The organism is Salmonella sp. SJTUF15591, assembly GCF_043356435.1.
Lineage (GTDB): Bacteria > Pseudomonadota > Gammaproteobacteria > Enterobacterales > Enterobacteriaceae > Salmonella > Salmonella enterica.
On the sequence record NZ_JBEUJO010000013.1, the window covers coordinates 26,402 to 49,181 of the forward strand.

The 22,780-nt window shown below is 52.1% G+C and carries 24 protein-coding genes; 7 read left to right on the forward strand and 17 right to left on the reverse strand.

The genetic code is table 11. The features are described 5' to 3' along the window. Position 1 precedes the first annotated feature (1 nt). The 12 genes from ABVM99_RS21770 to ABVM99_RS21825 form a co-directional block, all read right to left on the reverse strand. Complete coding sequence (locus ABVM99_RS21770; RefSeq protein ID WP_000655399.1) at positions 2 to 322, reverse strand: PTS sugar transporter subunit IIB; 321 nt, start codon at positions 320 to 322, stop codon at positions 2 to 4. A 31-nt stretch (positions 323 to 353) separates the two neighbouring features. Further along, positions 354 to 1,697, reverse strand: a complete 1,344-nt coding sequence (locus tag ABVM99_RS21775) for a PTS sugar transporter subunit IIC (RefSeq protein WP_000399323.1) — start codon at positions 1,695 to 1,697, stop codon at positions 354 to 356. Between the two features lie 294 nt (positions 1,698 to 1,991). Next, a complete protein-coding gene (gene rlmC / locus ABVM99_RS21780; RefSeq protein WP_001623325.1) occupies positions 1,992 to 3,119 on the reverse strand; it encodes a 23S rRNA (uracil(747)-C(5))-methyltransferase RlmC in 1,128 nt (375 codons plus the stop codon). A 42-nt stretch (positions 3,120 to 3,161) separates the two neighbouring features. Continuing rightward, positions 3,162 to 3,635 carry a YbjO family protein gene (locus ABVM99_RS21785; RefSeq protein ID WP_000505788.1) on the reverse strand — a complete coding sequence of 158 codons (474 nt, stop codon included), beginning with the start codon at positions 3,633 to 3,635 and terminating at the stop codon, positions 3,162 to 3,164. A 73-nt stretch (positions 3,636 to 3,708) separates the two neighbouring features. Beyond that, on the reverse strand, positions 3,709 to 4,554 hold the full coding sequence (potI, locus tag ABVM99_RS21790; RefSeq protein ID WP_001061629.1) for a putrescine ABC transporter permease PotI: 846 nt from the start codon (positions 4,552 to 4,554) through the stop codon (positions 3,709 to 3,711). Further along, a complete protein-coding gene (potH, locus tag ABVM99_RS21795) occupies positions 4,551 to 5,504 on the reverse strand; it encodes a putrescine ABC transporter permease PotH (protein ID WP_000105453.1) in 954 nt (317 codons plus the stop codon). The genes potI and potH overlap by 4 nt, the downstream gene beginning before the upstream one ends. A 9-nt stretch (positions 5,505 to 5,513) precedes the next feature. After that, positions 5,514 to 6,647 carry a putrescine ABC transporter ATP-binding subunit PotG gene (potG, locus tag ABVM99_RS21800; protein WP_001000698.1) on the reverse strand — a complete coding sequence of 378 codons (1,134 nt, stop codon included), beginning with the start codon at positions 6,645 to 6,647 and terminating at the stop codon, positions 5,514 to 5,516. Between the two features lie 87 nt (positions 6,648 to 6,734). After that, a complete protein-coding gene (potF, locus tag ABVM99_RS21805; protein ID WP_023195490.1) occupies positions 6,735 to 7,847 on the reverse strand; it encodes a spermidine/putrescine ABC transporter substrate-binding protein PotF in 1,113 nt (370 codons plus the stop codon). A 348-nt stretch (positions 7,848 to 8,195) separates the two neighbouring features. After that, positions 8,196 to 8,672 (reverse strand): YbjN domain-containing protein, encoded by a 477-nt coding sequence (locus ABVM99_RS21810; protein ID WP_001578844.1) that lies wholly within the window; start codon positions 8,670 to 8,672, stop codon positions 8,196 to 8,198. A gap of 96 nt (positions 8,673 to 8,768) precedes the next feature. Then, on the reverse strand, positions 8,769 to 9,671 hold the full coding sequence (gene rimK, locus ABVM99_RS21815; RefSeq protein ID WP_000684361.1) for a 30S ribosomal protein S6--L-glutamate ligase: 903 nt from the start codon (positions 9,669 to 9,671) through the stop codon (positions 8,769 to 8,771). Between the two features lie 57 nt (positions 9,672 to 9,728). Next, positions 9,729 to 10,451, reverse strand: coding sequence for a nitroreductase NfsA (gene nfsA, locus ABVM99_RS21820; RefSeq protein ID WP_000075300.1), 723 nt, complete (start codon positions 10,449 to 10,451; stop codon positions 9,729 to 9,731). Beyond that, positions 10,435 to 10,725 carry a YbjC family protein gene (locus ABVM99_RS21825; protein ID WP_001259137.1) on the reverse strand — a complete coding sequence of 97 codons (291 nt, stop codon included), beginning with the start codon at positions 10,723 to 10,725 and terminating at the stop codon, positions 10,435 to 10,437. The genes nfsA and ABVM99_RS21825 overlap by 17 nt, the downstream gene beginning before the upstream one ends. 169 nt (positions 10,726 to 10,894) lie before the next feature. Between ABVM99_RS21825 and ABVM99_RS21830 the strand changes: the two genes are divergently transcribed. After that, a complete protein-coding gene (locus ABVM99_RS21830; protein ID WP_000495513.1) occupies positions 10,895 to 11,158 on the forward strand; it encodes a GrxA family glutaredoxin in 264 nt (87 codons plus the stop codon). Positions 11,159 to 11,189: 31 nt separating this feature from the next. Here the strand turns inward: ABVM99_RS21830 and ABVM99_RS21835 are convergent, their stop codons facing one another. Continuing rightward, positions 11,190 to 11,567, reverse strand: coding sequence for an inner membrane protein YbjM (locus ABVM99_RS21835; protein ID WP_000680849.1), 378 nt, complete (start codon positions 11,565 to 11,567; stop codon positions 11,190 to 11,192). Between the two features lie 270 nt (positions 11,568 to 11,837). On the opposite strand from ABVM99_RS21835, the gene ABVM99_RS21840 reads away from it, so the two are divergent. Continuing rightward, positions 11,838 to 13,523: an aspartate:alanine antiporter gene (locus ABVM99_RS21840; protein ID WP_001024852.1), complete on the forward strand. Its 1,686-nt coding sequence runs from the start codon at positions 11,838 to 11,840 to the stop codon at positions 13,521 to 13,523. 116 nt (positions 13,524 to 13,639) lie between these two features. Here ABVM99_RS21840 and ABVM99_RS21845 read toward each other — a convergent pair whose 3' ends face one another. Beyond that, positions 13,640 to 14,260, reverse strand: coding sequence for a TetR/AcrR family transcriptional regulator (locus ABVM99_RS21845; protein WP_000661873.1), 621 nt, complete (start codon positions 14,258 to 14,260; stop codon positions 13,640 to 13,642). 167 nt (positions 14,261 to 14,427) lie between these two features. Between ABVM99_RS21845 and ABVM99_RS21850 the strand changes: the two genes are divergently transcribed. Continuing rightward, positions 14,428 to 15,639 carry an MFS transporter gene (locus ABVM99_RS21850; RefSeq protein WP_000217430.1) on the forward strand — a complete coding sequence of 404 codons (1,212 nt, stop codon included), beginning with the start codon at positions 14,428 to 14,430 and terminating at the stop codon, positions 15,637 to 15,639. Further along, entirely contained in the window at positions 15,636 to 16,451 is an 816-nt protein-coding gene (locus ABVM99_RS21855; protein WP_023195541.1) for a Cof-type HAD-IIB family hydrolase, read from the forward strand. Before ABVM99_RS21850 ends, ABVM99_RS21855 begins: the two co-directional genes overlap by 4 nt. 53 nt (positions 16,452 to 16,504) lie before the next feature. Here the strand turns inward: ABVM99_RS21855 and ABVM99_RS21860 are convergent, their stop codons facing one another. After that, a complete protein-coding gene (locus ABVM99_RS21860; RefSeq protein ID WP_001181285.1) occupies positions 16,505 to 17,737 on the reverse strand; it encodes an MFS transporter in 1,233 nt (410 codons plus the stop codon). A gap of 312 nt (positions 17,738 to 18,049) precedes the next feature. On the opposite strand from ABVM99_RS21860, the gene ybjG reads away from it, so the two are divergent. Together ybjG and deoR are read left to right on the forward strand one after the other, a co-directional pair. Beyond that, positions 18,050 to 18,658, forward strand: a complete 609-nt coding sequence (ybjG, locus tag ABVM99_RS21865) for an undecaprenyl-diphosphate phosphatase (protein WP_023195540.1) — start codon at positions 18,050 to 18,052, stop codon at positions 18,656 to 18,658. Between the two features lie 71 nt (positions 18,659 to 18,729). After that, the gene (gene deoR / locus ABVM99_RS21870) at positions 18,730 to 19,488 is read left to right on the forward strand and encodes a DNA-binding transcriptional repressor DeoR (RefSeq protein ID WP_000450106.1); all 759 of its coding nucleotides are present in this window, start codon (positions 18,730 to 18,732) and stop codon (positions 19,486 to 19,488) included. A 44-nt stretch (positions 19,489 to 19,532) separates the two neighbouring features. Here the strand turns inward: deoR and dacC are convergent, their stop codons facing one another. Then, complete coding sequence (gene dacC, locus ABVM99_RS21875) at positions 19,533 to 20,735, reverse strand: serine-type D-Ala-D-Ala carboxypeptidase (RefSeq protein ID WP_000195712.1); 1,203 nt, start codon at positions 20,733 to 20,735, stop codon at positions 19,533 to 19,535. A gap of 243 nt (positions 20,736 to 20,978) precedes the next feature. Between dacC and ABVM99_RS21880 the strand changes: the two genes are divergently transcribed. After that, positions 20,979 to 21,605, forward strand: coding sequence for a glutathione S-transferase family protein (locus tag ABVM99_RS21880; protein WP_000631902.1), 627 nt, complete (start codon positions 20,979 to 20,981; stop codon positions 21,603 to 21,605). On the opposite strand, the gene ABVM99_RS21885 is transcribed toward ABVM99_RS21880, so the two are convergent. Further along, positions 21,602 to 22,723 carry a PQQ-dependent sugar dehydrogenase gene (locus tag ABVM99_RS21885; protein WP_023195538.1) on the reverse strand — a complete coding sequence of 374 codons (1,122 nt, stop codon included), beginning with the start codon at positions 22,721 to 22,723 and terminating at the stop codon, positions 21,602 to 21,604. The two genes, ABVM99_RS21880 and ABVM99_RS21885, sit on opposite strands and share 4 nt — an antisense overlap. Positions 22,724 to 22,780 lie beyond the last annotated feature (57 nt).

The following is a 22,780-nucleotide window of genomic DNA, read 5'->3' on the forward strand; positions in this document are numbered from 1 at the left end:
CTCATTTGTTGAGCAGGTGCGGAAAATTTTTCTCTACCACATCGTAAATCTGTTTGCCTATTGATTCGCCATCCATGATATTTTCAATGGGAATGAGATATTGTCCGTGTTTAGGATCGAGGCTAACAACATCAAGCAATTTTTTCGAAATCGCATAAATATCTGCCCAGTCGGTAAATCCACCGACCTCTCCCGCTGCCGTATGCTCCATATCAAAAGAGAAGTCATATTTTGCTAACGCTTTTTTAACAACAGTCTGTAACATTACGCTACTGCCTACACCATAACCGCATACGAATAAAATATTTACAGAATCTTTCATAATAAAATCCTTTATATATAAACCGAATCAATTAAATGGAATAAGGACCAAGATGGAACGTTGAAGCAATAAATTTCAGTAATTCACAAATTGCAGGCCACAGAGTCGCCCAGTCAAATATTCCCGTCCAGCCCACACCTTCTTTTGCCAGCCCGGTTAAAGGAATGGCCCATACCGTACCGAAAGTCTGAATAATCCCTAACAGGAAAGTACAAATAATAACGGAACGATATCCCCCCATTCGGTTGGCTAATACGCCGATGGGACCGCCGGAAAAGAAGAGCGGAACAAAACCAGGCAATACCATAATAGGGCTATGGATGAGCAGCAGAATGCCCATGGAAAAAATCGTGCCGAAGGTACAAAAGACGAATCCCAGCGTGGCCGCGTTCGGCGAAAAAGGTAATAAAGCAGCAACATCCACAGCCGGTATAGCGTTAGGAATAAAGCGATCCTGCCATCCTTTAAACGAACCGTTAATTTCACCTACCATCATCCGCACGCCCTGCAGCAAGATGACCATATACATAGAGAATTGCAGGCCCAGATTGATGATATAGATATACCAGGGTTTGCCTTTCGCCATTAACTGTACGTTATCGATCCCTGTCGCCAATAGAAAACCGCCAACGAAGAGCGTCATCACAATGGCGATTGCCGTCACGTTGTGGTTAAAAATGGCTAACCAACCGGGAAGTTTCAGGTTTTCGGCGTCATGCTTTTCCGGATCGCCGAATTTATGCGCGAATTTCGAGAAAAACCACAGTCCCAGCATCTGGTTATGCGCAATGGTAAAACCGGCGTTATTGGTCACTTTGGCGATGGGTTTAACAATAAGTGTAGTTGAAAACGCCCAAAAGACCCCGGTCAATACCCCGGCAATTACAATGGATTGTACCCAACCGAACCCCAGCCAGAAGACGATTAACCACAGTACTGCCTGTGAATGAGAGACCCCGGTATTACCGGTAAGAAATATACCTTTTGCGCCGGTATAACGGCCAAATAAAACTAATAACAGGTTAGTAAAAAACGCCAGTACAAAAACGTATCCTACATAGCCGAAATTATCGCCCAGCGCTATTTGCGTGGCGGCTTTCATGGCGTATGAATCCATTAAGTATCCATGCACGCCATAAGCCTTGCTGACTGCCTCTGCAACCGGTTTAAAAGTGGCTGAAAATTGAAAGCCGCCAAATAACACCATCATCAAACCGACCATCGCGCTGATCATACCGGTGATAATTTTTATAGGCGTCTTTTTATCCAGCGCATAGCCAACACCGACTAATATCCCAATTAATATTGCCGGTTCAGTTAAAAACGTTTGAATAACATCTATAAATTTGGCAAACATCGTCTGAACGCCCTCCATAAGCGTGCCTATTCGTTGTCATGATTGACCCCTTTACTGACGTTACGTATTGCTTCGCTGATGCTATTGAAAGTTACCCGATAAACCACCTTGTCTAATTTTGCCTTACACGCACTGTAATAATCAAAATTAGTCATTAAAAGATTTAAAGTGATTATTTGTGATTTGATTTGCAAAAATAGGGTAATATATAACCACGATCGATCGGAGTTTTTTATCGATCGATCATGGTTATTATTATTTATGGATAATTAGATAGTTAATATAGATATTTTGTATGTCTGGCTTTTGGCGCTACAGCCTGCAAAGCAGTGTTAACACTTCATAATGCGCGGTATGCGGGAACATATCGAAAAGCTGAACACGTTGAATACGGTAGTTCGGCAGATGACGAATATCCTGCGCCATCGTCTGCGCGTTACAGCTTGAATAAATAATAAAACGCGGCGCCATTTGTGCAAGGTAATCGCACAACGGCTTGCCAATGCCGCGGCGGGGAGGATTCACCAACACCAGGTCGGGCGTTTCACCTTGTGCGGTGGCGAATTGGGTGGAATCCAACGCCTGGAAATGAAGGCGGGTCAATCCCAGCTCGGCAGCGGATTGCTTCGCGCAGGCAATCGCCTCCGGCGCGATCTCAATACCGGTTAATTGCATCTGCGGCGTCGCGCAGTGCAGGCCGAATCCGCCCACTCCGCAAAAAAGATCCCACATATGGCGTACCGGCAGTTGCCCTACCCAGTCGCGCGCCGTCGCATATAATCGGCTGGCGACCGTAGGGTTGGTCTGAAAGAAACTTTGCGGGCGAATCCACAGCGGCACATCGTTAAAACGTTCCGCCAGCGCCTGCTGATCCGTCAGGTAGATTTCCGTCTCCCCTTCCATAATCGCCATATGTACCGGCTGGATATTTGCGGTGATCACTCTGAGCTGCGGCAGTTGCGCGCGCAGCCACGGTAACGCCGCGCGCAGTTGCGTAAGTTTGGTTTCTGAACGCAACACGAAGCGTAGCATCATACCGCCATCGAACTGGCTTTCCGTCAGCAACAGGTATTTCAGTTCGCCGCGTTTTCGCGCCACGTTATAAGGCGTGAGTCCGGCACGGGCAATAAAAGGTTTTAGCGCGCTGAATACGGGGGCAAAGGAGGCGGGATACAGCGGGCAGCCGCAAAGATCGACCGGCGTACCGTCGCGATGCAGCATCCCGAAGAGCGGTTTTTCTACACTACCGCTCACGACCATTTTCGCTTTGTTGCGGAAATGCTGTTCCGGGCCGCCAATCGGCGCGCACCACTGTTCAACAGGCAGCCCGGCGAGCAAACGATGTAAATCGGCTGTTTTTGCGGAAAGTTGTTCGTTAACCGACTGCGTAATCCATTGACAGGAACGGCAGCGACCCGCGTCATAGAGTGCGCACTGCATACCAAAAAACCTTCATATTATCCGGGGCGACGATTATACACATTATTGCAGCCGGAAGAACCGACGGCTGGGAGCGGGAATAAACAGCAGAAACAGAATTAAAAGATCGGGGAGTTTTTGCATGACCAGGGAATGCAGGATATCACGCTTCGATTCTCCCGCGATGCTAAACAACTCCGGATACCCGTAGCCTAACGACGCCGCCCACAGATATCCGCTCACAATAATTTGTGTCGCCAGGTACACCCAGCGCGCCCAGCTACGGCCTTTCACCAGCGAAAACGCACAATAAATTTCAACAAAGACCAGCACTAAGCTGGCCAGAAAGACAAGGGTTAAGCTCCACGTCTGCACGCTGCGATGAATAAACTCGCCCATCCCGCGTATGCCGAGGGTATTCATAATCATCAGCACATCGAGACCGCGAATCAAAATAATCGCCATAGCCGCAACCTGCACCAGCGTAGGCACATTTAAACGGGCATGTGATGAGGTTGATTGCTTTATAAATCCCAATGAATGTCTTCCCTGAAAATGATGCCGCGACCCGCGCGGCAACGCATTGCCATAGTGGAAGATTTTAGTGGCTTCAGCCGCGTCTTGCACGCTGGATATCGCGAATCCGCTGTTTTTCCGCTCGCGCCATCAGGTACCAGGCAATAAATCCGACGATTCCTACCACGCCGAGGATTAACGTCGCCAGCGCGTTGATTTCCGGGTTCACGCCCATGCGCACGCTGGAGAAAACCAGCATCGGTAGCGTGGTGGCGCCGGGACCGGAAACGAAGCTGGCAATCACCAGATCGTCAAGGGAAAGCGTAAAGGCCAACAGCCAGCCCGAGATCACCGCGGGCATGATCATCGGTAACGTAATGACAAAAAAGACCTTCAACGGCGCCGCGCCAAGATCCATCGCCGCCTCTTCAATCGAACGATCCAGTTCGCGTAATCGCGAAGCGATCACCACTGCCACGTAGGCGGTACAGAACGTGACGTGCGCCAACCAGATGGTCAGCATCCCGCGATCGGAGGGCCAGCCGATAGCATGACCGAGCGCGACAAACAGCAACAGCAGCGACAGCCCGGTAATCACATCCGGCATCACCAGCGGCGCGGTGATCATAAACGCAAAGCCGTTTGCGCCGCGAAATCGTCCAAATCGCACCATCACCACCGCAGCGATAGTGCCGAGCACCACCGCCATCGTCGCCGCGCAGGCGGCAATTGTCAGGCTTAGTCCCACTGCGCTCATCATGGCGGTATCCCGAAAGAGCTCGCCATACCAGCGCGTCGACCATCCCGCCCACACCGTCACCAGCTTCGAACTGTTAAACGAGTAAATCACCAACATTAACATCGGCGCATAGAGAAAAGTAAACCCCAGCACCAGAATCAGAATTCGCCAGGGCGAGCGAACGACCGGTAAGTTATTCATCCGTGCTCCCCCACACTTTTTTGCTGATGTTTATGGAACCACATGATCGGCACGATCAGCAGCAGCAACATAATAATGGCGACCGCAGAAGCCACCGGCCAGTCGCGGTTATTGAAAAACTCCTGCCACAGAACGCGACCAATCATGATACTGTCCGGCCCGCCAAGCAGTTCCGGGATCACGAACTCTCCCACCGCCGGGATAAAAACCAGCATCGAGCCGGCGATGATTCCGCCTTTGGTGAGCGGGACAATGATGCTAAAAAATGTTTTCAGCGGTCGGGCGCCGAGATCCAGCGACGCTTCCACCAGCGAATAATCAATGCGCGTTAATGCGGTATAAATGGGCAGAACCATAAACGGCAGATACGCATAAACAATGCCGATATAGACGGCCAGGTTAGTGTGCAGGATCGTCAGCGGCTGATCGATAACCCCTAGCCACAGCAACACATTGTTCAGCACACCGTTGTTTTTCAAAATGCCCATCCAGGCATAGACGCGTATTAAAAAAGACGTCCACGAGGGCAGGATCACCAACAGCAGCAGGATATTGCGCGTGGAGGGCTTGCTGTGCGCCACCGCCCACGCCAGCGGGTAGCCCAGCAGCAGGCAGCAGATTGTGGAAATACCGGCAATTTGTAACGATTGCAGATAGGCTTCGAAATAAAGCGGATCGTCGGTCAGTTGCAAAAAATTACCGAGATTGAGCGTAATCGACAACTGACCGTCAGCCCATTCCAGCAGATCGGTATACGGCGGGATCGCCCGCGCCATTTCCGCCAGGCTTATCTTAAAGACGATAAGAAACGGCAGTAAAAACAGCAGAATGAGCCAGATATAAGGCAAAGCAATAACCAGCTTACGCCCATGTTTCATTTGCATTCGCGCCAACCATAGCGCCGCGCCGCCAGGTTTACTGATGCGTGCCGGAGGTTCAAGTGTGCTCATGTTTCCCCCTTATACCGTCAGGACCACGCAGCTATCCGCTTCCCAGCACAAACGCACTTCATCGCCCCAGGTCGGTAACCCTTTCCGGTAACGGTGCGCATTCTGCAGTTGAGCGCTGATCATCTGCCCGCTTTTTAGCCGCACATGATAAATAGACAGATCGCCGAGATACGCAATATGCGCCACTTCGCCGACGGCGAAATTATAGCCATCGGCAGGCGGCGACTCACAGAGCATGATTTTTTCCGGACGTAGCGCCACATATACCGGCACATTATCAACGACAGAGGCATCTGCATCGACTTTTAACGGATGAACCAAACCGGGCGCGTCAATGACCAGACCGTCCTCTTCACGCGCTTTCAGTAAGCCCTCAAAAACATTTACCGATCCGATAAACTCGGCGCTGTAGCGGGTCGTCGGATGCTCGTAAATCTCCTCCGGTTCGCCAATTTGCACAAATTTTCCACGGTTCATGATGGCAATGCGCCCCGCCATCGTCATCGCTTCTTCCTGATCGTGCGTCACCATGACGCAGGTCACGCCGACGCGCTCAAGGATATCCACCACTTCAAGCTGCATCCGGTCGCGTAATTTTTTATCCAGCGCGCCCATCGGTTCATCCAACAAGAGCAGCTTAGGACGTTTCGCCAGGCTGCGCGCCAGGGCCACGCGCTGGCGCTGACCGCCGGAAAGCTGATGCGGCTTACGTTTTGCAAACTCCTGCATGTGCACCAGACCCAGCATCTCATTGACGCGGCTGGTAATCTCCGCCTTCGGCAGTTTGTCCTGCTTCAGACCAAAAGCGATGTTCTGCTCTACCGTCATATGCGGAAACAACGCATAGGACTGAAACATCATATTAATCGGACGCTGATACGGCGGAACATGCGCCAGATCGACGCCGTCGAGCATAATTTGCCCGCTGCTCGGCGGTTCAAAACCTGCCAGCATCCGTAGCAGAGTCGATTTTCCACAACCTGACGCGCCCAGCAGGGCAAAAATCTCGCCTTTATAGATAGTCAGACTGACATCATCGACAGCATGTTGCCCGTCGAATGACTTCGTCAGGTTGCGAATTTCCAGAAGCGGCGTCAGCGCTTTACGGGTTTTCACCTGCGGGCGGTGGGGGACATCATTCACAAGGCGCTCTCCGGCATAACACAATCAAACGATACAAACGGTGGAATGCCCGATAGCGCACGCTTATCAGGCCATACCGTTAATAAATTACTTACCGCTTTTCACCTTCGTCCATGCGCGGGTGCGGACGCGATCAATCTTCGGCTCCTGCACTTTCAGGGTAAACAACTTGGCCCGCACATCCGCCGGCGGATAAATTCCCGGGTTATCGCGCACCTGCTGGCTGACCAGCGCCGTCGCCTCTTTATTCGCATTGGCGTAGAAAACGTGATCGGAAATATGGGCAATCACATCAGGGCGCAGCAGATAATTAAGGAACTGGTAGGCCTCGTCTTTATTTTTGGCGTCAGCCGGCATGGCAAACACATCAAAAAACGCCATTGCCCCCTCTTTGGGGATCGAGAAAGAGATATTGACGCCATTTTTCGCCTCTTTCGCCCGGTTAGCGGCCTGCCAGACATCGCCCGCCCAGCCAATGGCTACACAGGTATCGCCATTAGCCAGATCGTTAATGTATTGCGAGGAGTGGAAATAGCGAATGTTTGGCCGTAGCTTCAACAACAGATCGGTTGCCGGGCCGGTGTAGTCATCCGCTTTGCTGCTATTCGGATCTTTACCCAGATAGTTCAGCACGGTGGCAAAAACTTCTTCAGGCGCATCAAGGAAAGAGACACCGCAGCTTTTTAGCTTCTCCAGATTTTCCGGCTTGAGGACTAAATCCCAGCTATTCACTGGCGCATCATCCCCCAGCACCGCTTTCACTTTATCAACGTTATAGCCAATGCCCGTCGTGGCCCACATATAGGGCATGGCGTATTTGTTGTCAGGATCGTGCTTCGCTACCAGTTTCAGCAGTTCAGGATCGAGGTTTTTCCAGCCGGGAAGTTTGCTTTTATCCAGCGGCTGAAAAACGCCCGCGGTGAGCTGGCGCTCAAGAAAACTGGCCGATGGCACCACCAGATCGAACCCGGTGCTGCCTGCCATTAACTTGCCTTCCAGCACTTCGTTAGAGTCAAAGACATCATAGATAACGTTAATCCCGGTCTCTTTTTCAAAGTTCGCCACCGTGTCCGGCGCGATATAATCTGACCAGTTATAAATGTGCAGCGTTTTTTGTTCGGCAGCGAGCGTGCCGACAGAGACGACCATCAGAGCACCCGCAACCAGACCCGATAGCCATTTTTTCTTTAAGGCGGTCATCATCGCTTTCCTTCTGAAATCCGTTAACAAATGAACCCATTAGGCGTGGTTTAAAACATGCCTGAAATGTGCATACCTTTTCATTTGATACAAATGAAGAAGAGAGGTCGCCCTCCCTGCCATCAAGCTCGCTATAGAAGCTTCGCAAGAATAACTTTAGCTAAGGTTTGAGGCTATAGCCCAGATTAAAAAACGCCTTTTATCAATTTTTTATGCAGGTTTTGTCTATGTGATAAAGCGAAATGGTCAGAAAGGAGGTGAATAATTCTTTAAATAAAGGTTAACGGTAGCATAAAAAAACGTAAACAGCAGCCGCGCTGGCAGCGACTGCCTGATTATCGGGAGGGATCAGTGAAGAAAATGGTCAACCACGCTGGTTTTTTGCGCGTCTTCTTCCGCGTTAAACAGAAGCTGATGCGCCCCGGCCTCAAGGATCACCATAGAAATCTGCTCTTCACTTTGGCGAACAAACCATTCGAACTGTTCGTAGGTGACGCCTTGCATAACGGATAAAGACTGGCACACAACCAGTTTTGGCAGATTATCATCCTGCATATCGAGAAAGGCTTTTACCGTCAACGAACTGGCGTTGATAGCAGAGAGATCGGCCGCCAGCGGCAGCAACGCGGAAGGCCTGACCTCCGCCATCGCGGAAAAAAGAACGGTGTTGTCCACCAAATCGATTTTAGCATCGTAGACGCCGTCAAAATTCTGCATATGCGGCAAATGCAGCGCCTGGCAGGTATCACATTCGAAGAAATTCATGCCCAGGTCGTCGAGCCATTGACGCAACGTATCCAGAGTGGGAACGACCAGTGATATCATAATAATGTGCTACCTCTTACGATGACGATGAAAAAATTACCGGCACAGCTTACGCAAAAAGCGTGCTTCGTACTACGGCGGAATCCACGATTGCGATTAGCCGCCGATTTTAAGGCAAAATTCAGGCGTAGCGTGACGTTCTATCCACTGAATCATTCGCCCCGCGATATCCACGCCCGTAGTCTTTTCGATACCTTCCAGTCCCGGCGAGGCATTCACCTCCATCACCAGCGGCCCGCGCGCGGCGCGTAAAATATCGACGCCCGCCACATCCAGCCCCAGCGTTTGTGCGGCTTTGATGGCGATATCCCGTTCACGAGGCGTGATCGTCGCGATGCTGGCCACCCCGCCACGATGAAGATTGGAGCGAAAATCACCGGCTTTCGCGCACCGCTCAATCGCCGCCACAACCTCATTGCCGACGACCAGACAACGAATATCGCATCCTTTAGCTTCGGCAATGTATTCCTGAACCAGGATATGGGCATTGAGCCCCCGAAACGCATCAATAACGCTTTCAGCAGCCTGACGCGTCTCCGCCAATACCACGCCGATCCCTTGCGTGCCTTCTACCAGCTTCACGACCAGCGGCGCCCCGCCAACCATCTTAATAAGATCGCTGGTATCATCCGGCGAATGGGCGATCCCGGTAATGGGGAGATCGATCCCCTGGCGCGCCAGAAGTTGTAGCGATCGCAGCTTATCGCGCGCGCGGGTAATAGCGACGGATTCATTCAGCGGATAGCTACCCAGTAGCTCAAACTGACGTAGCGCAGCGGTACCATAAAAGGTAATGGCCGAACCAATACGGGGAATAACGGCGTCAAAATGGGGCAGACGACGCCCCTTGTAATGGATCGACGACGCTGCCGGATTAATATTCATATAGCAGGAAAGAGGATCGAGTATCTCGACCAGATGGCCGCGCCGCATCGCCGCTTCGCGCAGACGTTTGCAAGAATAGAGCGTTCCATCCCTGGACAATATGGCAATTTTCACCCTGCACCTCGCTGAAAACCCTGAAAAGCCCGCGTATCATACACTGGCCCGCAGGTTTTAGCGCGTCGCCCAGCCCTGTTTATGCAAATATTCAAGGATAAATGGGCGATTTTCTTTAATCAGGGTGCGGCGGATATGATCGCTCCAGGTATCGCGTCGCGTATTACTGCCGCGGGTCAGATAATACTCAGCCAACTGCTCGTCATAGCGCGCCAGCAGCTTTTCATCAAGCGGTTGATACTGGTTCTCATGAACCACAAGCTCGGCAGGCAGGCGCGGTTTCAAATCCGGATTATCCGCAGGCCATCCCAAACACAGGCCAAAGAGCGGCAATACATGCTTCGGCAATTTTAATAGTTCGGTAACAGACTCAATATTGTTACGGATGCCGCCGATATACACGCCGCCTAACCCCAGTGACTCCGCCGCCGTCAGCGCGTTTTGCCCCATCATCGCCGTATCGACGACACCGAGCAGCAGTTGTTCGGCAAGCCCCAGCTGCGCGTCAGGACAGATCTGCAAATGACGATTAAAATCGGCGCAAAATACCCAGAACTCAGCGGCCTGCGCCACATGCTTTTGCCCGCCCGTCAGGGGCACTAACGCCTCGCGCAGCGCCCGATCGGTAATACGGATAATAGAGCTGCACTGTAAAAAACTGGAACTGGACGTGCTGCGCGCGGCGGCAATAATGGCCTCTCGCTGCGCGTCAGTCACGGGTTCATCGGTGAAATGGCGAATAGAACGATGGCCACAAAGAAGTTCAATGGTCGGACTCATTATGCTTTTCTCTATCTGAACGGGAAGAAATGTCGGGTGGACGTTTCATCAACTGCGGCGCCAGTAACTGCGCAATACGCCACATCATCGCCACCGCGGCGGGGAGGATCAACACGACGCCGAGGAAAACCATCAATACGCCAGCCAGCGGTGTATTGAACGGCGCGGGCAGCGTAAGGTAATGATTAAGCGATAGCAGAGCAAGCGCCAGCAAAATCATACCGAGGTATTCCAGTATCAGTACGCTTTTGGGTAACACGCCAATCGTGCGCATATCAAGCCTCCCGGTTAACTGACGCACAGTGTAGAACGTTCTGGTCCGGCGTGCTTAACAGATATAGCCCTGGGTTATCAAAGGAACAGGCGTAACCTGCTTTTCATCTGCCGTAAATCGCGGCATGATAACACCTGTTCGCCGTCTGGCTTTATGTTCGAGGAGAGATATGTTTACTGTTATTTTTGGCCGCCCAGGGTGCCCTTATTGCGTGCGTGCAAAAGAGTTGGCGGAAAAACTGAGCAAAGAACGCGACGATTTCAACTACCGCTATATTGATATCCATGCTGAAGGCATTACTAAAGCGGATTTGGAAAAAACCGTAGGTAAACCTGTAGAAACCGTACCGCAGATTTTTGTCGATCAAAAACATATCGGCGGCTGTACGGATTTTGAAGCATGGGCAAAAGAAAATCTGAATCTTTTCGCCTGATTGCTCTGGCAACGCCCTCTGCCGGAGGGCGCTATTGGCGTTTTTTTCGCCGGTGGCTAAACAGGCTGCTAATAAACAAATAACAGAGCGCGCCTAACGCACACCAGAATACGGCGCTAAATAACCACGCCAGTTCTTGCCAAAACGATCGGGTAGGCATAAATACCACGCGCATTAACACCAGGCAAAACGGCGCCGCCAGCATCGCCCCGATCAGCGGTCGGATCACCTCGCGCCGGTGAGAACAAAAACTGGCCACCGCACCAGGCAACGTAAAAAATAACAGTCCAATCTCAGGATGCCCTGCCGCGCGAAAAGCGCCTTGTACATGCATAGTTAATGAAAGACACACCACAATAAAGAGTACAAAGCAGCAGACAACGCTTGCCCACCCGTGTTTATGTTTCAATCGTTCCTCCTGACACTCTCTATCGAACACGCTTTCCGCCGTGAGGCATCCAGTCAGATAAAGTCATGTGGCATTCCATGCCAAAAACACACCTGCACGATTCTTATAGCCGTTAGTACGCAATAAGATTAAACTAGCAGGATATATTGTTGTGTTGTTTTTATTTGGATGCTGTATGCAATACGATTGCACCCTTAATTCATGATAAAAACAGTAGCGTAAATTACCATTTCTTTCAACAGCTTACTCGTAAACAAGAAGTTAGTCTCCGTGAATATAAACGTCGCAGATTTGTTAAATGGGAATTACATCCTGTTATTATTTGTGGTCCTGGCTCTTGGCCTGTGTCTTGGCAAGTTACGTCTGGGTTCAGTCCAACTTGGTAATTCCATTGGCGTTTTAGTGGTCTCTCTATTATTAGGGCAGCAACACTTCAGTATTAACACCGACGCGCTAAATCTGGGATTTATGCTGTTTATTTTTTGTGTCGGCGTCGAGGCTGGCCCCAACTTTTTTTCGATTTTTTTTCGCGACGGTAAAAATTATCTGATGCTTGCCCTGGTCATGGTCGGTAGCGCTCTGCTAATCGCCTTAGGCCTTGGTAAGCTATTCGGCTGGGATATCGGCCTGACGGCCGGTATGTTGGCCGGCTCAATGACTTCCACGCCCGTGCTGGTTGGCGCAGGCGATACCCTGCGACATTCCGGCATCGCCAGCACGCAACTCTCCTCCGCTCTTGATAATCTGAGCCTGGGTTATGCCCTGACCTATCTGATTGGGCTAGTCAGTCTGATCGTGGGCGCGCGCTACTTGCCTAAACTACAGCATCAGGATTTGCAAACCAGCGCCCAGCAAATTGCTCGCGAGCGCGGTCTGGATACCGATGCTAATCGCAAAGTTTATTTGCCGGTTATCCGCGCCTATCGGGTTGGTCCGGAACTGGTGGCCTGGACTGACGGCAAAAACCTGCGCGAGCTGGGTATTTACCGCCAGACAGGCTGCTATATCGAACGTATTCGCCGTAACGGTATTCTGGCGAACCCGGATGGCGATGCGGTGCTGCAAATGGGCGATGAGATTGCGCTGGTCGGCTATCCGGACGCGCACGCCAGGCTCGATCCCAGCTTCCGTAATGGTAAGGAAGTGTTTGATCGCGATCTGCTTGATATGCGCATCGTGACGGAAGAAATTGTGGTGAAAAACCACAATGCGGTCGGTCGCCGCCTCGCTCAGCTCAAGCTGACCGATCATGGCTGCTTCCTTAACCGCGTCATCCGCAGCCAGATCGAAATGCCTATCGACGATAACGTCGTGCTGAATAAAGGCGACGTGTTACAGGTGAGCGGCGACGCCAGACGCGTAAAAACCATCGCCGATCGCATTGGTTTTATTTCGATCCATAGCCAGGTGACGGACCTGCTCGCCTTCTGCGCTTTTTTTATCATCGGGTTAATGATCGGGATGATTACCTTCCAGTTCAGCAATTTTAGTTTCGGCATCGGCAACGCGGCCGGATTGCTGTTCGCCGGGATCATGCTCGGTTTCCTGCGCGCTAACCATCCTACCTTTGGTTATATTCCGCAGGGCGCGCTTAACATGGTGAAAGAATTCGGCTTGATGGTATTTATGGCAGGCGTTGGTTTAAGCGCCGGCAGCGGTATCAACAACGGTCTGGGCGCGGTCGGCGGACAAATGCTGATCGCCGGGCTTGTCGTCAGCCTGGTACCGGTGGTGATCTGCTTCTTGTTTGGCGCTTATGTGCTGCGCATGAACCGGGCGCTGCTGTTCGGCGCCATGATGGGCGCGCGTACCTGCGCCCCGGCGATGGAAATCATTAGCGATACGGCGCGCAGCAATATTCCAGCGCTGGGTTATGCGGGGACTTACGCCATCGCCAACGTTCTGCTAACGCTGGCGGGGACGCTTATTGTCATCATCTGGCCGGGGTTAGGATAAAACTGAAGTTTGCCTTTAAGTGAAAAAATTTTGCCAATAGGTCGAACTTTTCGTTAAAGCATCAGTCATACCTATTGCCACTGCTTTTCTTTGATGTCCCCATTTTGTGGAGCCCATCAACCCCGCCATTTCGGTTCAAGGTTGGTGGGTTTTTTGTTGCCTGACGCAGAGTGACACGACATTGACTCTCCGGCGATTCGCTTTACCATCTGTAAAATCGCTTCACGCGCCAGCGGCGTTCGATCCGTTACAAAATGCAGCGTCATCCCCTCGATAAACGCATCCAGCGCGCGGGCGGTCTGTGCGTCAAACCACTGCGCCAGCGTATTCTGGCTACGCTGCATCCAGTTTTGCATGACTATTTTTAACGCTGGCTTATCGCTGGCATAGGCATATAACTGATACATTAACGCCATATTATCCGGCGTCGTAACCTGCGAGCCGTAAATCATTTCCGTTATCGCCTGGCACGCCCCCTCCGCATCCGTCACCTGCGCAAAAAAGTCCTGGTATTGACGCGACATATTCTCGGTGAAAAGTGTAAAAGCTTCACTCAATAACGCATCCATACCGGCAAAATAGTAGGTCATCGAGCCAAGCGGCACCTGAGCGATAGCGGCGATTTTCCGGTGCGTCACGGCATGAACGCCATAGGTCTTTACCGCTTCCAGTGTGGCCTGAATTATTTTTTCCCGTCGCTTAGGATCATTGGCGCGTCTTACGGCATTTTCTTTCATGATGAGTTCCACATCTCATTCAGGATGCAGGCGATAGTAGCCTGCCGCTTACGCTGAAAAAACAGACAGTAAAAACTGTCTGCACAACGAAGTATGACGACGATATGTACAAATGTACACAAGCTTGCTAATGTTTACCTCTCGCTTCTATTTTCTGGCCTGACGCTATGACCGTCCTCTCCTCACGTAACGCCTTAAAACGCCGTACCTGGGCGCTGTTTATGTTCTTCTTTTTACCCGGACTGCTGATGGCCTCCTGGGCAACCCGAACGCCTGCTATTCGGGATATTCTTTCCGTCTCTACCGCGGAAATGGGGGCGGTCTTATTCGGGCTTTCTATCGGTTCAATGAGCGGTATTCTTTGTTCCGCCTGGCTGGTGAAACGATTTGGCACCCGGAAGGTTATTCGCACGACGATGACCTGCGCAGTAACCGGGATGGTTATTCTTAGCGTCGCGCTGTGGTGCGCCTCGCCGCTGATTTTTGCCCTTGGATTAGCCGTTTTCGGCGCCAGTTTTGGCGCCGCCGAAGTGGCGATTAATGTCGAAGGCGCGGCGGTCGAACGCGAGCTGAATAAAACCGTTCTGCCGATGATGCATGGTTTTTACAGTTTCGGCACGCTGGCGGGCGCTGGTGTCGGCATGGCGTTAACCGCATTAAGCGTCCCGGCTAACATCCATATCATCCTCGCGGCTGCCGTGGCGATCGCGCCCATTTTTATCGCCATTCGGGCGATCCCTGACGGTACGGGTAAAAACGCATCGGAAGATGCTCACCTTCAGGAAAAAGGATTACCTTTTTATCGGGACATCCAGCTTTTGCTTATTGGCGTGGTGGTGCTGGCAATGGCATTCGCCGAAGGCTCTGCGAATGACTGGCTGCCGCTACTGATGGTAGACGGACACGGTTTTAGCCCAACCTCCGGCTCTCTGATCTACGCCGGTTTCACGCTTGGTATGACCGTTGGCCGCTTTACCGGCGGCTGGTTTATTGACCGCTATAGCCGGGTGACGGTTGTTCGCGCCAGCGCGTTGATGGGAGCGCTGGGCATTGGCCTGATTATTTTTGTCGATAGCGACTGGGTTGCCGGCGTCTCGGTCATTCTTTGGGGCTTAGGCGCTTCGCTCGGCTTCCCGCTGACTATTTCCGCCGCCAGCGATACCGGTCCCGACGCGCCGACGCGCGTGAGCGTTGTCGCCACGACCGGCTATCTGGCGTTTTTGGTCGGGCCGCCGCTGTTGGGCTATCTGGGAGAACATTATGGATTACGCAGCGCCATGATGGTTGTGCTGGCGCTGGTTATTCTGGCGGCGCTGGTGGCGAAGGCCGTCGCCAAACCTGTATCGACTCCGCAACCGGTGATGGAGCATAACGCATGAGTATTAAATTAATCGCCGTCGACATGGACGGCACGTTTCTGAGCGATCAAAAAACCTATAACCGTGACCGGTTTATGGCGCAGTACCAACAAATGAAGCGGCAAGGCATTCGCTTTGTCGTGGCCAGCGGCAACCAGTATTACCAGTTAATCTCGTTCTTTCCGGAAATTGCGCACGAAATCGCTTTTGTCGCGGAAAACGGCGGTTGGGTGGTCAGCGAAGGAGAGGATATTTTTAACGGCGAGCTGACAAAAGCCGACTTCCAGACGGTTGTCGAACACCTGCTCACACGCGCCGATGTGGAGATTATCGCCTGTGGAAAAAACAGCGCCTATACGCTGAAACGGTACAACGATGCGTTAAAAGCCGTTGCGGCAATGTATTATCATCGTCTGGAGTTTGTGGATAATTTTAACAACATCAACGATGTTTTTTTCAAATTCGGCCTTAATATTACCGATGAACGGATACCGGAAGTACAGGCGGCGCTGCACGACGCCATTGGCGATATCATGATCCCCGTTCATACCGGCTATGGCAGTATTGATTTAATTATTCCCGGCGTGCATAAAGCCAACGGCCTGCGTCTGTTACAGCAGCGCTGGGGCATTCATGATAGTGAAGTGGTGGTATTCGGCGACGGCGGCAACGATATTGAGATGCTGCGTCAGGCCGGGTTTAGTTTTGCCATGTCGCACGCCAGCGAGGCGGTCGCGGCGGCGGCGAAATACCGCGCCGGATCGAACAACCAGGAAGGCGTGCTGGATATTATCGACAGCGTATTAAACAACGAGCCGCCGTTCAACGTCTAGCGGATGCCTCTCTACGCCTGATAACAGAAAGCTTATCAGGCGTAGCCGCTCTCTCAGACTGTTTGCGAATTCCCCGTCCGCTTATCTTTTAAGAAGACCAGCATCAGCAGTAGCCAAAGAATACCGTTTGCCAGATTAAACAGGCTAAATAGCCCATTGCCGCCGCTTAACCAAGCGTGTTTACTGACTTCAATGCCAACGGTAAAAATCAGCATTTGTAGCATTCCCATCGCCGCCGAGACCGTTCCTTTACTCATATCGCTGGAAAAGAGCGTCAGACGCACCAGTCCGGCATTCGCCAGCCCAATGCCAAAAGCGTATACGCTTAATCCCGCCGTCATCCATAAATAAGCATGGGATGAAACCACCGTCGCCGCCGCGGCGATGATCAGCCCCGCGACGATAGGCCAGCCGCCCATCACGATCAGCGAGCGAACCGTACGCCGGGAGGTTAAACGCGCCAACACCAGATTACCGGCAATGAGCGCGCCAAAAACGGGCACCTGCAGCAGACCATATTCATAGCTGCTGAGCTGTTCGCCGCTAATGATGATAATCGGCGACTGCGCAATCCAGGCCAACAGCGGCAGGCTGACAAATCCCAGCGCTAACGCCCCTGCGACGAACCGCCGATTTTTTATCACCAGCCGATAGTCACGGCCCAGCGCCTTAAATGACAACGTTTCGCCCCGCCGCGTGGCGGTCTCCGGCATTGCGCGCTGTAGCCCGAAAAAGGCGATAGCGGCCAGTGCGGCAAATAAAATAAACATCCCCTCCCACGGCAGAACATGCACCCATGCCGCCCCAACCAGTGGTCCCAGTAGCGGCGCGATTAACGCCACGTTCGCCATCAGCGCGGTAATTTTTATACACACCGCTTCCTCAAAGGATTCCTGAATCGCGGCATACCCTACAGCGCCGATAAAACACAGGCTAATCCCTTGCAAAAAACGCAGGAATGTAAATTGTTCGATGTTTTTCGCCAGTAACGTCGCCAGGCAGGTGACAATAAACCACACGACGCCCGCCAGCATCACGGGACGACGGCCAATCCGGTCAGACAACGGGCCAAGCAGCCATTGTAAGAACATACCGCCCGCCAGATAAGCGGTCATGGACGTCGGAACCCAGTCCAGGCCCGCCTGATACTGCTCAACCACCGCCAGCATACCCGGCTGGATCATGTCGTTGCCAATATAAGTAGAAAACTCGTACAGCACCAGACAGAGAGGAAAAAGCAGCGCCTGACGTCCCAGCCTGCCGCCTGATTGTAAACGATTCTGCATACCATCTCTTCGCCAATAAAAACCGCGCAGAGTGTAATGAAAGTCGAGGAACTGAGATAGCGAATTATGAGGCTGCAAGGGAAATAGCGCACATTTTTACAGAAAGCCGCTTAGCGCTTGCGTACTTTAAGGTTAATTTAAGTTTGCGCCGTTATCATCAACGTTATTTTATGCCATTGTCTTAAATCTCTTCATGTTGCCGCCAAATAAGACAATACTGCTTTTCCTCCCTGTTACGCTGCATTTATGCTCAGTTTGCACGGGGATGAGCTGGCTATCCCTTTTGATTTCATTGCTCCGAGCCTGGATGTTATGCTGGAAAACCTTAACAACTCGCTGTTTTATTTTATTAATGCCACGCCTGATTCCGCGCAGTGGACGATTTCGCTCGCTATCTTTATCGCCAAAGATGTCATCAACATCGTCCCGCTCTTAGCCGTGGTACTCTGGCTGTGGGGTCCCCGCGATCGGGTCTGCGCCCAGCGTCAGCTGATCGTTAAAATCGGCATCGCGCTGATTATCAGTCTGGCGGTCTCCTGGACAATGGGACACCTTTTCCCGCACGACCGTCCGTTTGTCGATCATATCGGCTATAACTTCCTGCATCATGCCGCCGATGACTCGTTCCCCAGCGATCACGGTACGGTGATTTTTACCTTTGCGCTGGCGTTTTTGTTCTGGCACCGCCTCTGGTCAGGCATCGTGATGATGGCGATAGCCATGACCATCGCCTGGTCGCGCGTCTATCTCGGCGTACACTGGCCGTTAGATATGATTGGCGCGCTGCTGGTAGCGATGCTTGGCTGCCTGAGCGCACAGCTGATCTGGCAATGGTACGGCGCGCCGCTCTACCAGGCGCTGCAACGTTGTCACCGTTTCTGTTTCGCATTGCCCATTCGAAAAGGCTGGGTACGTGACTAAATAGCGAAAAAAAGAGTAATATTAAGCGCTCTGTATGGTGCGGAGCGCTTATTTAACTCTCCAGGGGAACTATGGAAACGCGACGCGACGAGCGTATTGGTCAATTGCTGCAGGCCTTAAAACGCAGCGATAAACTTCATCTAAAAGAAGCCGCGACCCTGTTGGGCGTCTCTGAAATGACCATTCGTCGCGACCTGAACCATAAAAGCGCGCCTGTCGTATTGCTGGGCGGCTATATCGTACTGGAGCCCCGCAGCGCCAGTCATTATCTGTTAAGCGATCAAAAATCTCGTCTGGTGGAAGAAAAACGCCGAGCCGCTCAGTTGGCTGCGGGCCTGGTACAAGCGCATCAGACAGTATTTATTGACTGCGGCACCACCACGCCGTGGATCATTGAAGCCATTGATAATGACCTTCCCTTTACGGCGGTGTGCTATTCACTTAATACCTTTCTGGCGCTGCAGGACAAACCCCATTGCCGCGCCATCCTGAGCGGCGGGGAGTTTCACGCCAGCAACGCCATTTTCAAGCCGCTTGATTTCCATGAAACGTTAAACAATATTTGTCCGGATATCGCGTTTTATTCCGCCGCCGGCGTTCATACCAGTAAAGGCGCTACCTGCTTTAATCTGGAAGAGCTGCCGGTAAAACATTGGGCAATGACAATGGCACAGAGCCATGTACTGGTGGTGGATCACAGTAAATTCGGCAAGGTACGTCCGGCGCGGATGGGGGAATTATCACGCTTTGATACGATTATCAGCGACCGCCGTCCCGATGAGGCCTTTGTGGCCTACGCTAAAGCGCAACAAATTACTCTGATGTATTAACCGCCCGTTGCCGGATGCGACGCGCACCCGGCAATGGGGTTATTTTACGAGAACCAACTGCCAAACCACTGATGGAGTTTCATCAGCACAAAATCCCACATCCGGCTGAAAAATCCCCCCTCCTCGACGTTTTCCATCACCATTAACGGGCGTTGCTCAATGGATTTTCCGTTAAGCTGGAAATCGATGGTGCCGACAACCTGCCCTTTCTTCAACGGCGCCGTGAGCTGTGGTTCGTTCAACGTAAAGCTGGCCTTCAGGTTTTTAAGCTGCCCACGTGGAATCGTCACTGACCCCGCATCGCCCGCCCCTAAATTGACCTCACGCTTATCGCCAAACCAGACCCGTTGCGTCACGAATGTCGCGTCAGGTTTAATCGGCGTGACCGTTTCAAAGAAACGGAAACCCCAGGTCAACAGTTTTTCTGACTCATTAAAACGAATACGGTCCGTTTTCGCCCCCAGCACGACAGAGATCAGGCGCATATCGCCCTGGGTGGCGGAGGCGACAAGGTTATACCCAGCGCCTGCCGTTGTCCCCGTTTTCATGCCGTCGACATGCAGATTGGTGCTCCACAACAGGCGGTTGCGGTTTGGTTGACGAATATTATTAAAAGTAAATTCTTTCTCTTTATGAATGGCGTATTCGTCAGGCACATCGTGAATCAAGGCCTTGCCGAGCAACGCCATATCGCGAGCGGTACTGAACTGCCCTGGCGCATCAAGACCGTGTACCGTCTGGAAGGTTGTATTCGTTAATCCCAGTCGTTTCGCATAGGCGTTCATCAGGCCGATAAAGGACTCCTGGCTTCCGGCGACGTAGTCGGCAAGCGCGATACAGGCATCATTACCTGACTGAATGATGATGCCTTTATTAAGATCCGCCACCGACACCTGATCGCCTGGCTTCAGAAACATCACCGACGACCCACGTAGCGCCGGGTTCCCCGTCGCCCAGGCATCTTTGCCCACCGTCACCATATCGGTCAGCTTGATTTTCCCTGCCTTCAGCGCCTGGCCCACCACGTAGCTGGTCATAATTTTTGTCAAACTGGCAGGGTCGAGTTTCTCATCGGCATTGCCTTCCGCCAGTACTTTACCGCTGGCGTAATCCATTAAGATCCAGGCTCGCGCATCAACGCCCGGCGGCGCGATCGTTTGTTCCTCTGCCTTTACAGGCGAAGCGAAAAGGAATAAGAGAACCGAACCTGCCGCGAGGCTACGAAGGGAAGAAGCGTATTGCGTCATAGTACCACCCGAGTATCCATTCCAAAAACACACGTCACACCACCGTGTAATAAGTGCGGTGAGTAATAACGCACTCACGACGTTAAAGAAACCGTAACTTGGTAAAGTTTTTAAAGTTTATGCAATAACATCCCGTTACGCTTCCTTCATAACGATTTTTTTACAGACCATTGTGTAAATGTTAGGTTTATCTCACGGTAGGCCGATTACTGTCATCATCCTGATAAAACGGAAGGGGTTAATATGATTACGCTGTGGGGCCGGAACAACTCGACTAATGTTAAAAAAGTGTTATGGACGCTTGAAGAGCTGGAACTGCCATACGATCAAATTCTGGCAGGCGGAAAATTCGGCGTTAACCAGGATGCCGACTATCTGGCGATGAATCCCAATGGGCTGGTGCCGCTGCTTAAAGATGATGAAACCGACCTGTTATTGTGGGAATCCAATGCCATTGTCCGCTATCTGGCGGCGCAATACGGCCAGAACCGGCTATGGGTTGATAATCCGGCGCGGCGTGCGGAGGGCGAAAAATGGATGGACTGGGCGAATCAAACGTTAAGCCCGGCGCACCGTGTGATCCTGATGGGACTGGTCAGAACCCCGCCGGAAAAACGCGACCAGGCGGCAATTGAAGCCGGTATCGAAAAGTGTGATGGCCTGTTTGCGCTTCTTGATGATGCTCTGGCCCACCAGCCGTGGTTTTCCGGGGATAACTTTGGCACCGGCGATATCGCTATTGCGCCTTTCGTCTATAACCTGCTGAACGTGGGTCTGAAATGGACGCCGCGCCCGAATCTGGAGCGTTGGTATCAGCAGCTTACCGAGCGCCCTGCTTTTCGCAAAGTGGTGATGATCCCGGTGACCTAACGCGTGGCTGCAGGACTTACCTTGAGTAACTGCCCGTCGGACTCATCGGTTAACACATATAAGTAGCCGTCAGGTCCGACACGCACATCCCGAATACGCTGCTTTCTGTCACCCAGAATACGGCCTTCTTCCGTCACCGTATTGCCATCGACGCGCATCACAATGACCTCTTTATCTTTTAGCGCGCCGATAAACAGTTTGTGCCGCCACGGCGCAAAAACGTCGCTGGCATAAAAAGCCATCCCGCTGATCGCCGGAGAATCCTTCCAGTAGTAAACCGGTTGCTCCGTTCCCTCGACAATTTCACCTTTGGCTTCCGGCACTTTTAGACCACTATAGTTGACGCCCCATGTGGCCAGCGGCCAGCCATAATTTTTGCCTTTTTCCGGGATGTTAATTTCATCGCCGCCGCGCGGACCGTGTTCATGCAGCCATAGCGCGCCGCTCCAGGGATTGATGGCCAGCCCCTGCGGATTACGAATACCGTAAGACCAGATTCCCGGACGCGCGCCCGCCTGATGCACAAACGGATTATCCGGCGGAATTTCGCCCTGTCCGGTCAGGCGCACCAGCTTACCCTGTAATTTATCCAAATCCTGCGCGGTAGCGCGCTGGTTATTTTCACCCAGGGCAATAAAAAGAGATCCTTGCGCATCGAATACCATACGTCCGCCAAAATGGTTGCCGGTAGACAGCTTAGGCATCTGGCGAAACACGGTACGAAAATGCTCCAGACGCTGAAGATCGTCGCTCAGTCGTCCAAAACCGACTGCCGTACCGGCATTTCCTTCGCGGTCAGCTTCAGCATAGCTCAGCCAGACGCGGCGCGACTGGGCAAAGTCAGGCGCCAGCACGACGTCCAGCAAACCTCCCTGCCCGTTTGCCCACACTTTCGGTACGCCGGCCAGCGGATCGGAAAGTCCCTTCCCCGCCTGCCAGTGGCGCAGTTGTCCCCCTTTCAGGGTAATGAGCATCCCACGGTTATCCGGCAAAAAAGCCAGCGACCACGGGTGATCGAGTCGGGTTTGCAGCACCTCAACGTTCACCGGCGCAAGATTGGCGTTCGCCCATGACGAGAAAAGAGAGAATGAAACTATCGCGAGAAGTATTCGACGCATACCGCCTCCTTCAGGGCTCTGCGTTAAAGCGTAGTCAGCATCGCAAGAGGTCGGTTT